This is a genomic window from Algoriphagus mannitolivorans DSM 15301 (assembly GCF_000429425.1).
Taxonomy (GTDB): Bacteria; Bacteroidota; Bacteroidia; order Cytophagales; family Cyclobacteriaceae; genus Algoriphagus; species Algoriphagus mannitolivorans.
In genome coordinates this window covers 209,021-224,259 of record NZ_AUBV01000008.1, presented here as the reverse complement: position 1 = coordinate 224,259, position 15,239 = coordinate 209,021, and the positions used below count along the sequence as shown (strand labels likewise).

Below are 15,239 nucleotides of genomic sequence, written 5' to 3'. Positions count from 1 at the left end.
GGTTTAAATGTTTTCAAGTTTATTGCTTTTTGACAACAATAAATAATCAGCTATGACCAAGGCGGCCATGGCTTCTACGATCGGTACTGCTCTCGGAACTACACAGGGGTCATGTCTTCCTTTTCCACTTACCGTTACGGTTTCCCCTTCTTCATTGACAGACTCCTGATCTTGCATAATGGTAGCAACGGGCTTAAAAGCAACACGGAAATAAATGTCTTCTCCATTGCTGATTCCACCTTGGATTCCACCGGAGTGATTGGTGGTGGTGTGGATTTTCCCATCTAGATTGACAAAGCCGTCGTTGTGCTGGGATCCCCGCATTTTCACGCCTTCGAAACCGCTTCCATATTCGAATCCTTTCACCGCATTGATGCTCAGCATGGCTTTGCCCAATTCAGCATGAAGACGATCAAAAACAGGTTCACCCAATCCAACGGGTGTGTTTTTGATAACACAGGTGACCACACCTCCAATGGTGTCTCGGTCCAGCCTTACAGAATCGATCAATTCGATCATTTTTTCTGCCATTTCAGGGTCAGGGCATCTGACGATGTTATCTTCCGCTAAGGCCAGATTCAATTCTTGGTAAGGCTTTTCAAGAGTCAAGTCTCCAACCTGCGAAACAAATGCATGGAAGCTTACCCCTTTGGTCGCTAAAAACTGCTTTGCAATGGAGCCGGCTGCGACACGTGCGGCTGTTTCTCTTGCACTGGATCGCCCTCCTCCCCGGTAATCCCGGATCCCATACTTTTCAAAGTAGGTGAAATCTGCATGAGAGGGGCGGAATTTATCTGCGATATGGGAATAGTCTTTACTTTTTTGGTCGGCATTTCGGATGATGATCCCGATGGGGGTTCCGGTGGATTTTCCCTCAAATACACCGGAGAGAATCTCTATTTCATCTTCTTCCTTACGCTGGGTGGTGATTTTGGATTGTCCGGGTTTTCTCCGCTGCATTTCCAGGCGGATTTTTTCCTCATCTATTTCAAGTCCGGCAGGGCATCCGTCTACGATTGCTCCTAAAGCTTTCCCATGTGATTCACCGAAGGTTGTGACTCTGAAAAGCCTTCCAAATGTATTACCCATTATTTTTTCTGATTATCAGGACCGACAATAGGATCACTGCTCCAAGAAGGAGAAGATTAATTGCGATCGTAAAATAGTATTTATATTTCTCGTTTGAAAACTGGTTGTTTTCCGTGGAAATGCGGTCGTAAAGCCCTCCAAGTCTTTGAGAAGACAATGCCTGGTTCACTTTGGATTCACCTGAGGCAATGATTTTTGCACTAGGGCTCAAGGTATCATACACACCCCGAATCGGATCAAAATAGACCCACTGGAAGTAATCTTTGAGATTGTATTCTCCCGCCTCATTCAACGTGATGAAATAGCTGTACTCCTTTATTCCCGACACTCTACCATAGCCGCGGTTGATCTGCTGACGCACGTTTGGATCAAAAGTATTCAGATTTGCTCCCGGAAGTCGCTTGGGATCTTTGATTGCATTGATATTTCCCACGCCGCTGATTGCAAAGTTGTAGTTGAAACCCTTTCCGGTCTCCACTTCAAGCTCGCTGATGTTTTCTCTTAATTGATAGACACCTACGCTCACTTCATTTTTCAGCGGATGAGCTGGCAGAGGCTTGACAGTAATAGTTTTTGCGGTGGAATAAAATGTCTTGAAATCTTCCTGCCGGTTTGCTCCAAAGAAAGTGGGGTTTTTGGCAATTCGGTACTTGATCATTTCCCAAGGTACTCTTGGGATTTCTATTTTTCCTTCGGAAAACGGAAAGAAGGTGGCCTCATAGACTTTAAATTTCTGCCATCTTTTGCCATTCAAGTCCACGACTTGAGGTTCGATATTGGTGATGTTGAAGTTTTCTTCCCAGGCATTGGCAGGTTTGATTTTTTTCAGAATGGCATCCAGCTGTCTTCCCGGTTCATAAAACTGAAAAGGTGCCTGGTTTTGCTCCGACATGTAAAATGCAATGTTCACGGTAAATCCCTCGCCGGCATAGATCACATCTTTATCCACGGAGACGGAAAAAAATGCATCGTCGTCTAATTCGATGTATTCGGGCTCTTCGGCATTTCTGCCAAAGAATTCAGCAAAAGGGTCGAAAACATTTCCTCCGGAGCTTTGTGAACTTACGGCGTCAGTGACGGTAATTCTTTTCCCGGGAGAGGAATGTGCTTCTCCATTGATCAGAATCTCAAAACTCCCCAGAGTAAATTGACCTTTTCGGCTGGGCTTATAGTATTGGATGATGCTGTTGGAGCTACTCATCTGCCCATTGATGATATTCATGGAGGAGGATTGCGAAATCCCCTGCTTTTGAAACCCTTGGATCTCGGGAAACTGGTCGTAGGATTTGATCTTGTCGTTGGAGAGGGTGACCTTGATGGTGAACGTTTCATTGAGGCCGATTTCATCCGGACCCAGCTCGATCTGAACCTCCTGACCATAGGTAAAGCCAACTAAAATATTGGCCATACATACGAAGAATAGTTTAAGGATCGTTTTGTTCATGGATGCGAAAATAGGGATAATTCTATTCTTAAAGCTTCCAAAATAACGTAACATCTACAGAATTGGCTTCGTATGACCACTTAATTTCAGTTAATAAACCTAAATCAAATCAGCTATGCTAGAATATGTGAAGACCATTTTGCAAAAAGTAAGCTTTAGCAGACACTTGTTTGAGCGCGAATTGAAGAAGGGCCTTCGGTATCTGATGCCGAGCGAGATTGAGGAGTTTAGAGATTGGTGCTATGCCACCTTTAGCAGAATGTACCTGCCTATTTTAAATCAACATTTTAAACCAGCTTATTAATTACCAACAGTAAAAATCAAAGCCCCGAGAGATTTATTTCTTTCGGGGCTTTTTAGTTAAGGTTGGTTTAGTGTGGTTTTAATCTTTAGGAGCAAAGTCAGGATAGGCTCTCATGCTGTGTTCATTGATGTCGAGGCCTTCAGTTTCCTCTTTTTCATCCACCCGGATACCGATGGATTTTTTCAAACTGAAGAAAATCAGCCAAGAAGTAGCAAAACAGAATACTCCGACAGCTGCCACACCCAAGAACTGGGAATAAAGCTGACTCATGCTTGCTAAATCTCCGAAGATACCAACGGCCAAAGTGCCCCAAATTCCTCCAACCAAATGGACAGAGATAGCACCTACTGGATCGTCCACTTTAAGTTTGTCAAACATGACAACCGAGAAGACAATCAAGCCACCGCCGATGAAGCCGATGATGACAGAATCCAAAACGCCCATTTGGTCAGCTCCAGCTGTAATACCTACCAATCCGGCAAGGATTCCGTTGAGGACCATGGTGATATCATAGGTTTTGAATTTCAAATAGGAAACAATCAGAGCGCCGAATGCACCAGCCGCTGCAGCCAGGGAAGTGGTAACAAAGACTTTGGAAACCAGGCCTGGATCGGCACTAAGTACAGACCCGCCGTTGAAGCCAAACCAGCCAAACCAGAGCAAGAATACGCCCATGGTAGCCATCGGTAGGTTATGCCCCGGGATTGCTTTCATCCCTTGAGGTGTGTATTTGCCCAATCTTGGTCCTAGTAGCATAGCTCCTACCAAAGCTCCCCAGCCTCCAACAGAGTGAACAATGGTGGAGCCTGCAAAATCATAAAATGGAGTTGAAAGTGTATTCAAGAACCCCCCGCCCCATTTCCACATTCCTACGATAGGATAGATGATACCTACATAGATTAAGGAAAAGGTGATAAAAGGCCCGAGTTTTACCCGCTCAGCCACAGCTCCAGAGACAATAGTAGCTGCTGTCGCGGCAAACATCGCCTGGAAAATAAAATCAGTGAAATAAGTATACCCAGCGTTGTAATTACTGGTATCCCATCCTTCAGGTAGGGAAAGTCCAAATCCGGCAAAGCCGAAGACACTTCCTGCAAAATCGCCTCCAGGATACATTAGGTTGAAACCCACAAATGCGTAGGTTAACAGTCCAATTGCTGGGATGATAGTGTTTTTGAAGAGAATATTTACCGTGTTTTTGGCTCGCGTTAGTCCGGCTTCCAGCGTCGCGAAGCCAAGGTGCATGATGAATACCAGAATTGTGGCGATCATCATCCAGAGATTATTGACCGTGAATAGGTCTTGAACAGGTTCTTGCATTGGTCTAAATAGGTTCGGTGATTAATGTTGAATTAAAGGGCTGCCTCACCCGTGTCGTTATTTCGGATTCGGTAGGCTTCCTGGACATCATAGACAAAGATTTTTCCGTCTCCGATTTCTCCAGTCTTGCCTTCTTTCAAAATGCATTGGATTACTCCCTCGGCCAGATCATCCGGAACGACTATTTCCAGTTTGGTTCGGGGAATGTATGCCGGTTCATAGGCGACGCCCCGGTACATTTCCTGTCGGGCATGTTCAAATCCCATCCCTTTGACCTCATAGAACGAGAGGAATTTCACTCCTAGCTTGGAGATGCAGGTATGGATTTGATCGAAACGCGAGGTTCGAATAATCGCTTCGATTTTTTTCATTTTGTCAATAGGTTATGTGATTTTTTGAGATAATGGCATGAAAGTAAGATAAATATTGAATCAAAATCAAAAATAGCGTGAAAAAATACCCCTGATTTCATAAAATATATCTACGAAATCGATTTTTCGGTTTAAAAAATACCCTTCAGGTTTTAAAAAATATACCTAGTTTGAAAAGTTTGGGTATAAAATGATCCTTTGGGGTCATTTTTTAGGTTGATTTGGTCAAAGGATATAATCGGCTAATTTTGCGAGCGTTTTTAAACTGAAAACCATGACTAAAAAACCAACACTACTGGTGCTTGCAGCCGGAATGGGCAGCAGATACGGAGGAAATAAGCAGATTGACGGTTTTGGCCCAAACGGGGAGACCATATTAGAATATTCAATTTTTGATGCGATACGGGCTGGATTCGGGAAAGTAGTATTCATTGTCCGTCAAGAAATTTTGGAAGTGGCTAAGGAGAAATTCTTACCTAAACTCGAGGGTAAAATCGAAGTGGACTGGGTGATCCAGTCCTTAGATAGCTTTGTGCCGGCCGAATTAAAACAGCCGGAGCGGGTGAAGCCTTTTGGGACGGCCCATGCAGTACTTTGTGCCAAAGATGCGATCCAAGAGCCTTTTGCGGTGATCAATGCGGATGATTTCTATGGGAAAGAAGCCTTTGAAGTGTTGGGCAAATTCCTTTCTAAGGAAGTAAAGCCAGATCTACATGCGATGGTAGGCTATGCGATTCAAAATGTGCTTTCCGAAAATGGAACCGTCAGCCGTGGAGTCTGTGAGACCAATGCCAAAGGTCAATTGATCGGCATGGTGGAAAGAACTTCCATCTCCAGAGAAGGGGATAAAATCGTCAGCAGAGGAGAGGGAGAAGTCTTGGAAATCGCCGAAAATACGCCCGTCAGTATGAACTTCTGGGGATTCCATCCGGATGTGTTTGTGGACATTGAGGAGATGTGGACTAAATTCCTTCCTGCCAATCGGGGAAACCTAAAATCCGAATTCTATATCCCAACGGTGGCCAATAACCTGATTCAGGAAGGCAAAGCCGCTTTTGAAATTCTGGCTGGAGGCAAAACCTGGTTTGGAGTGACCTATACCGAGGATCGACCAGTGGTGATCGAGGCACTGAAAAAGCTACATCAGGAAGGAGAATATCCGGCAGATTTGTGGAAATAATTGAAAGAGGCTTCGGCCTCTTTTTTATTTTTTGACTACGCCCTTTTCTACCTCAAAAAAGAAAACTTCCGCATTCAAATCTCCCAGGATCCCCATGGATCGCTCAGGGCGGGCATCGGTCAGGAATATTTGCCCGAAGGTTCCCTGAGAAACCAAATCCATCAACTTGGCAATTCGCTCGTCATCCAACTTATCAAAAATATCATCCAAAAGAAGCAATGGTTTTTCTCCCTTGGCTTTTTCAAACAACTGAAACTGGGCTAATTTTAGCGCAATGATCAGGGATTTTTGCTGACCTTGGCTGCCGATTTTCCGAATGGGATGGCCTCCGATTTGAAAATCAAAATCATCCTTATGAATGCCGGCATTGCTGTTTTTGGTAGCCAAATCTTTGGGCCGTAGGCTGGAGAAATAGGTTCCGAAATCCTCACGCAAAGCTTCTGTCTCATACACCACTTTCACTTCTTCCTGACCGGAGGAGATTTTCTCGTAGTAAAACTGAAGCAATGGAGCGACCTCGTCCAACAGCTCCTTTCTTCTTTTACCCAAAATCCCGCTCAGCCGGATCAATTCCTGATCATAGCTCCCCAATAAGTTGATATCCCGCCTGCCGGTTTCCGCAAATTGCTTCAGCAAGGCATTCCGTTGCTTCAAATAATGGTGGTACCGGATCAACTGATCCAAATACCCATGATCCAGTTGGGAAATCATTCCATCAAAGAATTTTCGGCGTCCTTCACTGCCTCCTTTGATTAGCTCGGTGTCATCCGGAGCAATCATGACCAAAGGGATTGTCCCGACATGATCTGAGGTTTTTGGCAAGGGACTTCCATTGACAAAAATTTGCTTCTTTTTTCCCGCTTCAAAAGAACAGCGAACTTCCAGAGCCTTTTTTTCCACCCTAAATTTCCCGATGATGGAAAAAAAGTCTGTCCCATGACTGACGTTTAGCGTATCACTGCTTTGCACCGCACTTTTGGTCAGGGATAAATAATGGATGGCATCCAGAATATTGGTTTTCCCGCTGCCATTTAATCCCACAAAGCAGTTGAGCTCAGGGCTGAACTTGAGGCTGGTTTTCAGATGGTTTTTAAACTGGATTAAATCGATGGACTCCAGAAGCATGCTTTGGGAATTATTTTAGCGGCGGCCTGATTTTTAGGTCGGGATTGCTATATTTGGGGCCTAAAATAGCATATTTTGATTCAAGCGATATGGCAAAGAAAGCTACAGCAACCAAGTCCAAGGTAAAATATTCCAAAGAAACCTATGCTTACTGGTATGAAAGCATGCTCTTGATGAGAAGGTTTGAGGAAAAAGCCGGACAACTTTACGGTCAGCAAAAAATCAGAGGATTCTGTCACTTATATATTGGTCAAGAGGCTTGCGCTTCGGGATCTATTTCCGCATTGACTAAGGATGACAAGTGGATTACCGCCTACAGATGTCATGCCCATCCACTGGGATTGGGAACAGATCCAGGTGCGGTGATGGCTGAACTTTTCGGAAAAGCTACCGGCACGACCAAAGGAAAAGGTGGCTCCATGCACATTTTTGACAAAGAAAGAAACTTCCTGGGCGGTCACGGAATCGTAGGTGCTCAGGTGCCTATGGGCTTAGGATTGGGCTTTGCTGAAAAATATCAAGGCACGAAAAATCTAGCCATTTGCTACATGGGTGACGGTGCTGTTCGACAGGGAGCTGTTCACGAAGCATTTAATTTGGCCATGCTTTACAAGACTCCAGTGATTTTTGTAATCGAAAACAACGGTTACGCAATGGGTACTTCCGTTGCAAGAACATCCAATGTGACTGAGCTTTATCAAATCGGAGAAGCTTACGACATGCCTTCTTTCCCAGTAGATGGGATGGACGTGGAGGCGGTTCATGAGGCTGTTTCGGAAGCTGCTGAAAGAGCAAGAAGAGGAGATGGACCAACCCTGTTGGAGTTCAGAACCTATCGATACAAAGGACATTCCATGTCCGATCCTCAGAAATACAGGACCAAGGAGGAAGTAGAAGAATACAAAAAGAAAGATCCTATCGAGCAAGTGCTTCAAACCATCCGCGAGAATAAGTTGATGACGGAAGAGGAAATCGAAGCCGTGATCAAGAAGGTGAAAAAGCAAGTGGACGACGCAGTGAAATTCGCGGAAGAGTCCCCATGGCCTGACGGAATGGATGCTTTCAAAGACGTTTACGTCCAGGAGGATTATCCTTTTGTAATGGAATAAAATCTCCCCTGAGACTAAGAAAGCCATGAAGTCTTTCCTGCTTCATGGCTTTTTTGTAGGGGCTTGTGAATTTGATAAAAACCGTATATTTGCGACCGAAATTTGAGTAACATGGCAACTAAGCAATCGAAAAAAGCAACTGAAAATGAACTTTTGGAAAATCCGGAAGTCATCGCCGAGCAAATTGGCAGAGGTGAAGCTTTTTTGAAAAAGAATAGCAAAATATTAGGCGGAGTTTTGGCTGCTGCGGTAGTATTGATCGGTGGAATTCTTTTCTTCCAAATCAACAACGCCAACCAAAATGAAAAGGCTCAGGAAGAGATGTTCCAAGCGGTTTATTTCTACGAGCAGGACAGTGTGGACTTTGCCTTGAAGGGTGACGGTATCAACAAAGGCCTTTTGGCAATTGTGGAAGACTATCCAAGAACTGATGCCGCCAACCTGGCGCATTTTTACATTGGCTCCATTTACCTTTCTGAAAGAAAATTTCAAGAAGCTTTGGATCATCTGGAAGAGTTTTCCTCTGATGATTACTTAGTTCAGTCTAAAGCTTACTCTCTCATCGGAGATGCTAATCTTGAATTGGGAAAAATCGATGCGGCTATTTCTAGCTATACTAAAGCCGCCCGCACCAACGAAAATAAGTACATGACTCCAAAGTACTTGGCTAAATTGGCTGTAGCTCAGGAAGAAGCTGGCAAAATTGCAGAGGCTATTGCCACCTACACCGAAATCGAAGAGAAATACTATGAGTCTTTTGAGTACTCTGTGGCTCGAAAACATAAAGCTCGCTTAGAAGGCCTTGCCGCTAAGTAATGCTTCCTATGTATGCATACTAGAAGAGTAAGGCCCTGCGGTCTTACTCTTTTTTTGTTATAAAATTTTAATCTCAATTCATATGGCAACTACCAACAAAAGCCTAAGCGAATACAGCTCAAAAAATATTCTGGACATCAGCAGTAAAAAGTTTGCCCTGGTGGTCTCCGAATGGAATGAAGACGTTACCGAAGCCCTATACTCAGGAGCTTACCAAACATTGCTTCAGCATGGCGCCAAAAAAGAAAATCTCATCCGGAAAAATGTGCCGGGATCTTTTGAACTTTCATTGGCAGCTCAGTGGTGCGCCCAAGATGAAAGCATCGATGCCGTAATTTGTCTGGGTTGTGTAATCCAAGGAGAAACCAAGCACTTTGATTTTATCTGCGATGCGGTGGCTCATGGGATTACCAATGTCTCATTGAAGTATAACAAGCCGGTGATTTTTGGAGTTTTGACTCCCAATACCCAGCAGCAGGCTCTAGACCGTGCCGGAGGTAAGCATGGCAACAAAGGTGATGAAGCGGCCATCACTGCGATCAAAATGCTAGGATTCTAACAGATCAAACCTATATATCCTTTTATGAAAATCATGAAATTCGGCGGCACCTCCGTGGGCCGTCCTGAGCGAATGTATCAAGTCAAAGACTTGATTACCCGGGGAGATGAACCTACAATCGTGGTTCTTTCGGCACTTTCCGGTACTACCAATGCCTTGGTGGGCATAGGAGAAGCTTTGGCATCCGGGAACAAAACTCTTGCAAAAGAGCGGATTGACACGCTGCATGCCCATTACCAGGCCTTTTATCCGGCATTGCTTCAAACTGAGGCTGCCAAGGCAAAAGCTGAGGAAATCATCAAAGAACATTTTGAGTTCCTGAATATCCTGCTGAAAATCTCTTTCAATGAGGCAATCAACCGTGATATTTTAGCTCAGGGAGAATTGCTTTCTACCAAGCTGTTTTATACTCTTCTGGGGGAATTGGAGATCCCTGCAGTTTTCCTTCCAGCACTCGACTTCATGAGTATTGATGAGAATTCAGAGCCTGAATTGAGCAAAATTTCTGAAAAACTAAAGGCGATTTTGGCTCAGCATGGAGGAGAAAAGCTTTTCATAACTCAAGGTTATATCTGCAAAAATCACCTAAATGAGGTGGATAACCTAAAGCGTGGAGGAAGTGATTACACCGCTTCTTTAATTGCTGCGGCCATTCAGGCGTCTGTCTGTGAAATTTGGACGGATATCGACGGAATGCACAACAATGACCCTCGTGTGGTAGACCGTACCCGTCCGATTGCTGAGATGTCCTTTGACGAGGCAGCCGAGTTGGCTTACTTCGGAGCAAAAATCCTTCACCCGGCATCCATCTGGCCTGCCCAAATGTATAATGTGCCCGTGAAGTTGCTCAATACTATGGAACCATCCGCAGCAGGTACCCTGATTAAGGCAGAAGTTCCTACCAAAGGAGTGAAGGCGATTGCGGCAAAGGATGGTATCACGGCCATCAAGATCAAATCCAGCCGAATGCTTTTGGCCTATGGCTTTTTGAGAAGGATATTCGAGGTTTTTGAAAAGTACAAGACCCCGATCGATATGATTACCACTTCCGAGGTGGCAGTATCTGTAACTATTGATGATTTGAGTCATCTGGACCAGATTCTGGCAGAGCTTCAGGTTTTGGGTACCGTGGAGGTAGATAAAGACCAGACGATTATCTGTGTAGTCGGAAATATGGTTTCAGAAACTAAAGGGGCGATCAAGTCTGTCATGGATTCCTTGATCGATATTCCTATACGGATGGTTTCATATGGTGGGAGCCGTCATAACGTCTCCATCCTTGTTGATGCCCAATACAAAGTTCAGGCATTGAAAAACCTTAACGAGGGAGTGTTTACATGGTAAGTTTATAATGGCTACAGATGAAAGGATTAAGGTCCGAAAATCTGTGGCTATTACTTTAATCTGGAGGGGAATTAAAAGTCATCCTAAAAGTGTTTTACAGAGAATTAAATTAACTTAAGGATATGAAAACACTGAAAATCAATATACCTGAAACGGTGGATTTCGATGATAAAGAGGCTCTGATGGCCATAGCTGCGCGATTGTTTGAGAAAGGGAAACTTTCGTTGGGCCAAGCAGCAGAGGTGGTAGGATTGTCGAAGTCCTCGTTTATGGAAGCCTTAGGTGATTACGGAGTTTCACCCTTTAACTATTCCGTTTCTGATGTGGAGAGAGATGTAGAAAATGGAAAAGATTATACTCTCTGATACCAGTTGCTTAATTCTTTTAGAAAAAATAGGAGAATTAGAACTTTTACATAGTCTGTTTGGAACACTTACCATTACCCCTGAAATCTCAGAAGAATACAAAAAGCCTCTTCCTTCATGGATCCAAATTGAAAGTCCAAAGAATAAAACCTACCAATTAATCCTGGAGGCCTCTTTAGACAAAGGGGAATCCAGTGCTATAGCCCTATGCCTTGAGAGAAAAAATCCACTTTTGATCATTGATGATCTGAAGGGAAGGAAACTTGCGGGAAGTCTGGAAATTAATATCATTGGCTCATTAGGCATTCTGATTCTTGCCAAAAGAAAAAAAATCATCTTCTCTATTAAACCTGTTCTTGAAAAAATTAAAAGGACAGATTTCAGAATCAGTAAAGAACTAGAAAAAACCGTCCTTTATTTGTGTCATGAAGAGTAATCTTAAGTTCTAAGCATGCAATCAGACAAACCCAACTTTCTTCAAAAGCTTCAAACTAAATGGAAGCTGGAATCTTTATTTCAAGTCGTTATGGTTTTGGTGGTCTTTGCATGTACCGGTTTTACCATACTTTTTATCAAAAATCCAATTTTGAATTTCTTTGGAGTTGAAAGAGGTGGAGGGCAAGGCTTTTTGAATACTTTGCTTTATCTTCTGCTGGTTCTTCCCTTGTACCAGATTTTTTTATTGATCTATGGATTTATTTTTGGGCAGTTCAACTTCTTTTGGGAAAAAGAAAAGCAGATTTTCCGTAGGATAGGCGGCCTTTTTTCTCGCAAAAAATAAATTTCTGAAATCCGGCATTCGACATCCGGCATCATCAACTTATCCTGCTCCAATTCATTGCCGTTTTCTTTTGCTGCTTCACCTGTCTTAAAATAGCTGTGTTCTCCGGCCGCTGAAGCTCTGGATCATTAGCCAGAAGTAGCTGGGCAGCGTCCCTCGCCAAGGTGAGGATTGGGGCGTCTTTGCTTAAGTCTGCAATCAACAAGTCGGTTATTCCACTTTGCTGGGTTCCCATAAGATCTCCAGGTCCTCGAAGCCGAAGATCCACATCTGCGATTTCAAAGCCATCGGTAGTTCTTACCATAGTTTCCAGACGGATTCTGGAGTCCTTGCTCAGCTCATATTTACTCATCAGAATACAATAGCTTTGCTCCGCTCCTCGACCGACTCTTCCTCTCAATTGGTGTAGCTGTGAAAGCCCAAAACGCTCCGCATTTTCGATGATCATGACCGAGGCATTGGGGACGTTGACTCCTACTTCTATGACCGTGGTTGCGACCATGATCTGAGTTTCTCCCTTGATAAACCGCTGCATTTCGAAGTCTTTGTCTTCCGCCTTCATACCTCCATGGACGATGCTTAGGTGATATTGAGGAAATGCCCTGGCAATACTTTCAAACCCATCCATCAGATTTTTCAGATCCAAGGTTTCGGATTCCTCGATCAAAGGATACACAATATAGACTTGCCGTCCTTTTTGGATTTCCTGATTGATGAATCCGAATACTTTCAACCGATCCTTGTCATAGCGATGCACTGTGGAGATGGGTTTTCGGCCCGCCGGCAATTCATCAATGACAGATACATCCAAATCTCCATAAAGGGTCATGGCCAAGGTTCTGGGAATAGGTGTGGCCGTCATCACCAATACATGAGGAATGAATTCCTTATTTTTTGCCCAAAGTTTGGCTCTCTGGGCTACTCCAAAGCGATGCTGCTCATCGACGATAGCTAATCCTAAATTTTGAAATTGCACCACATCTTCCAGCAGGGCATGGGTACCGATTAGAATTTTGAGTTCACCGGAAAGAAGTTCTTCATGGATAATTCTCCGGGCTGATTTTTTGACAGATCCTGTAAGCAGGGCGATTTTCAGGCCCATCATTTCTGCGTATTCCTTCAGTCCTTCGTAATGCTGATTGGCCAAAATCTCCGTTGGAGCCATCAGGCAGGCTTGGGCCCCGGAGCTGATGGCAATCAACATGCAGATAAAAGCCACCATGGTTTTTCCGCTACCCACATCTCCCTGAATCAGCCGATTCATTTGCTTTCCGGATTTCATGTCAGCGAAGGATTCCCGGATCACCCGCTTTTGTGCATTCGTCAGCTCAAATGGAATGTGGTTTTTGTAAAAGTCAGTCAGCAAATCCGTGTTTGCTAAAATCTGTCCTCGGAACTTTTCAGTTCGGGCTACTTTCATCAGCAGAAGTCTCAACTGCAAATAGAAAAACTCTTCGAATTTCAGCCGCTTTCTGGCTCGGTGAAGAAGCTCCGGAGAACTGGGGAAGTGGATTTGACGAACAGCTTCTGCTTTGCCGATGAGTTGGTATTGATGAAGGATTTCGGGAGAAAGGGTTTCCGGAATCTGAGAATATACTAAGGGTACCAGTTGCTCCAGAATTTTGGATATTCCTTTGGAGTCCAAAAATCTAGCTTTGAGCTTTTCAGTGGTGGAGTAGACTGGCTGAAAATTGTTACGCTTTTCATTCGCTGCGGTGACAGGCTCCATTTCAGGATGAGCCATACTCCACTTCCTGCCATATTGGGCAGGTTTTCCGAAAAAGATATAAGCGGCTCCTACAGGAAGTTTTTTTTGAACCCACTGGATACCTTTGAACCAAGTCATCTCCATCTCTCCGGTGTCATCAAATACCTGGGCGACTAGTCGTTTTTTTCCACCGGTTCCTACCAGCTCCACGCTTTTGATTCGGGCGATCACCTGGACATTTTCCAAATCATCTCGCAGTTCCCGGATTTTGAAAAATTGGGTCCGATCCTCGTATCGAAAGGGGTAATGCTGGAGCAGATCCCCGTAGGAAAAAATGTTAAGTTCCTTGTTGAGGAGCTCCGCCTTTTGAGGGCCGACTCCCTTGAGGAATTCTATCCGAGTATCAAAAATGCCTGACAAGTGAACTGGTTTTGGAAGAAAGCAAAATAATAGCAGTCCCTGTCAAAAGCCAAGATTTTGGGGGGAATTGTCTGAAGTAAATCTGGAGGCTTAAGCTTGCTGGATGATGTGAGACCAAATTCTCCGAAGCTCAGGTCGTTGATCTTGTTGATTTTTTAAGAAAATCATCTGATTTTTTGCACGGTGAAGGTTTTGCTCAGGGTAGCTTCCCCGATAATAGATATTTCCCTGCAAATGATCTGTAAAAAACCGAAGGCCCATGATGAGGGTCATGATTTCTCCTCCCAGGATCAGGGAAGCTGTTTCCTTTTCCGTAGCAAAGTCTTTGACTCCACTCCAATAGCCGCTTAGTAATTCTTTGAAAATCTCAGGAATTAAATGAATTGAGTCCCATTGGGTAGAAGTTTCAGGGAGGCTGCAAGCTACAGTTCTCACCAAGTCCCCAAAATCATATAGCAAAAATCCTCCCATCAGTGTGTCCAAATCAATCAGGGCTTCAACTCGATCCAAAGTATCGGAAAAGATAAGGTTGTTGATTTTGGTATCGTTGTGGGTGATTCTTTGAGGGAGTTGATCCAATTGGCCTAGATACCAATCCACCAGAGGTTTTTGGTTGACGTAAAAGTCCAAAATCTCCTTTTCTTCTGAAGAAAGTGAATCCTTTTCTCCTGCGACCTGAATAAGTTTGGCATATCTCAGATCCAATCGATGAAAATCCGGAATAGTTTCCTGCATTTCTTCCGAAGGGATTTCCTTTGCCCAGGCTGCAAAAGCGCCATAGGCCTGCGAGGCTAAAAAAGCCTGGTAAGGATTTTCGATTTGCTGAAGGGTCTTTCCCTGTACAAATTCAAAAAGACGGTATTTCTTCCCATCAATTTCAGTCAATCCGCTTCCTGCCTGATTTAAAATAGGCAGAGGAAGCTGAAAATGAAGTTTTTTCTTTTGACTCTCTTGGAAGAGTAAATTCAGATTGTGATCTATTCTCTCGGGATATCGGAATACGGACTCATTAAATCCCTGAAGGATCCATTTTTTTTCTAGTACTTCTAAAATTAATGTCTGGTGAATCAGGCCTTCTCCAAAGGGTTGCAGTGAAAAATTTTCTGAGTCAAGAAAGGGGTAAGCTTGGAAAAGCTGGGGAGCGAGCGGAGAATTCATAATGCGAAATTAGAAAAGAATGGAATTCTCTGGAGTTAAAGTCCATGACTCAGAGAAATTTGGCAAACTTTTCAATTTAGGTTTTAATTTTTCAAAAATATTAAAAAAGGCTTGCAGTGTTAAGAAAAAAATTTTGTTAATTGATT

Annotated in this window: 16 protein-coding genes; 9 read left to right on the top strand and 7 right to left on the bottom strand. The window is 43.8% G+C overall.

What is annotated here, in order from left to right:
* Nucleotides 1–3: 3 nt before the first annotated feature.
* Both aroC and G458_RS0110890 read right to left on the bottom strand, forming a co-directional pair.
* On the bottom strand, nucleotides 4–1,089 hold the full coding sequence (gene aroC / locus G458_RS0110895) for a chorismate synthase (protein WP_026951944.1): 1,086 nt from the start codon (nucleotides 1,087–1,089) through the stop codon (nucleotides 4–6).
* Nucleotides 1,082–2,533 (bottom strand): BatD family protein, encoded by a 1,452-nt coding sequence (locus G458_RS0110890; protein WP_026951943.1) that lies wholly within the window; start codon nucleotides 2,531–2,533, stop codon nucleotides 1,082–1,084. The genes aroC and G458_RS0110890 overlap by 8 nt, the downstream gene beginning before the upstream one ends.
* A gap of 115 nt (nucleotides 2,534–2,648) precedes the next feature.
* Between G458_RS0110890 and G458_RS0110885 the strand changes: the two genes are divergently transcribed.
* Complete coding sequence (locus tag G458_RS0110885) at nucleotides 2,649–2,837, top strand: hypothetical protein (RefSeq protein ID WP_026951942.1); 189 nt, start codon at nucleotides 2,649–2,651, stop codon at nucleotides 2,835–2,837.
* A gap of 78 nt (nucleotides 2,838–2,915) precedes the next feature.
* Here G458_RS0110885 and G458_RS0110880 read toward each other — a convergent pair whose 3' ends face one another.
* Nucleotides 2,916–4,157, bottom strand: a complete 1,242-nt coding sequence (locus tag G458_RS0110880; RefSeq protein ID WP_026951941.1) for an ammonium transporter — start codon at nucleotides 4,155–4,157, stop codon at nucleotides 2,916–2,918.
* 32 nt (nucleotides 4,158–4,189) lie between these two features.
* Nucleotides 4,190–4,528: a P-II family nitrogen regulator gene (locus G458_RS0110875; protein WP_026951940.1), complete on the bottom strand. Its 339-nt coding sequence runs from the start codon at nucleotides 4,526–4,528 to the stop codon at nucleotides 4,190–4,192.
* A 274-nt stretch (nucleotides 4,529–4,802) separates the two neighbouring features.
* Between G458_RS0110875 and G458_RS0110870 the strand changes: the two genes are divergently transcribed.
* Complete coding sequence (locus G458_RS0110870; protein WP_026951939.1) at nucleotides 4,803–5,708, top strand: nucleotidyltransferase family protein; 906 nt, start codon at nucleotides 4,803–4,805, stop codon at nucleotides 5,706–5,708.
* Nucleotides 5,709–5,732: 24 nt separating this feature from the next.
* Here G458_RS0110870 and recF read toward each other — a convergent pair whose 3' ends face one another.
* Entirely contained in the window at nucleotides 5,733–6,833 is a 1,101-nt protein-coding gene (recF, locus tag G458_RS0110865) for a DNA replication/repair protein RecF (protein ID WP_026951938.1), read from the bottom strand.
* An 89-nt stretch (nucleotides 6,834–6,922) separates the two neighbouring features.
* On the opposite strand from recF, the gene pdhA reads away from it, so the two are divergent.
* The 7 genes from pdhA (at nucleotide 6,923) to G458_RS0110830 (ending at nucleotide 11,807) form a co-directional block, all read left to right on the top strand.
* Nucleotides 6,923–7,942 (top strand): pyruvate dehydrogenase (acetyl-transferring) E1 component subunit alpha, encoded by a 1,020-nt coding sequence (pdhA, locus tag G458_RS0110860; protein WP_026951937.1) that lies wholly within the window; start codon nucleotides 6,923–6,925, stop codon nucleotides 7,940–7,942.
* Nucleotides 7,943–8,053: 111 nt separating this feature from the next.
* Complete coding sequence (locus G458_RS0110855) at nucleotides 8,054–8,758, top strand: tetratricopeptide repeat protein (protein ID WP_026951936.1); 705 nt, start codon at nucleotides 8,054–8,056, stop codon at nucleotides 8,756–8,758.
* Nucleotides 8,759–8,840: 82 nt separating this feature from the next.
* Nucleotides 8,841–9,317, top strand: coding sequence for a 6,7-dimethyl-8-ribityllumazine synthase (gene ribH / locus G458_RS0110850; protein WP_026951935.1), 477 nt, complete (start codon nucleotides 8,841–8,843; stop codon nucleotides 9,315–9,317).
* A gap of 24 nt (nucleotides 9,318–9,341) precedes the next feature.
* Nucleotides 9,342–10,661 carry an aspartate kinase gene (locus G458_RS0110845; RefSeq protein ID WP_026951934.1) on the top strand — a complete coding sequence of 440 codons (1,320 nt, stop codon included), beginning with the start codon at nucleotides 9,342–9,344 and terminating at the stop codon, nucleotides 10,659–10,661.
* A gap of 122 nt (nucleotides 10,662–10,783) precedes the next feature.
* The gene (locus G458_RS0110840) at nucleotides 10,784–11,026 is read left to right on the top strand and encodes a UPF0175 family protein (protein ID WP_026951933.1); all 243 of its coding nucleotides are present in this window, start codon (nucleotides 10,784–10,786) and stop codon (nucleotides 11,024–11,026) included.
* Nucleotides 11,004–11,462, top strand: a complete 459-nt coding sequence (locus tag G458_RS0110835; protein WP_026951932.1) for a DUF3368 domain-containing protein — start codon at nucleotides 11,004–11,006, stop codon at nucleotides 11,460–11,462. The genes G458_RS0110840 and G458_RS0110835 overlap by 23 nt, the downstream gene beginning before the upstream one ends.
* 15 nt (nucleotides 11,463–11,477) lie before the next feature.
* Nucleotides 11,478–11,807, top strand: a complete 330-nt coding sequence (locus G458_RS0110830; RefSeq protein ID WP_026951931.1) for a DUF6787 family protein — start codon at nucleotides 11,478–11,480, stop codon at nucleotides 11,805–11,807.
* A 34-nt stretch (nucleotides 11,808–11,841) separates the two neighbouring features.
* Here G458_RS0110830 and recG read toward each other — a convergent pair whose 3' ends face one another.
* Nucleotides 11,842–13,935 carry an ATP-dependent DNA helicase RecG gene (recG, locus tag G458_RS0110825; protein WP_026951930.1) on the bottom strand — a complete coding sequence of 698 codons (2,094 nt, stop codon included), beginning with the start codon at nucleotides 13,933–13,935 and terminating at the stop codon, nucleotides 11,842–11,844.
* A gap of 90 nt (nucleotides 13,936–14,025) precedes the next feature.
* On the bottom strand, nucleotides 14,026–15,093 hold the full coding sequence (locus tag G458_RS0110820; RefSeq protein ID WP_026951929.1) for a phosphotransferase enzyme family protein: 1,068 nt from the start codon (nucleotides 15,091–15,093) through the stop codon (nucleotides 14,026–14,028).
* Nucleotides 15,094–15,239: the final 146 nt, after the last annotated feature.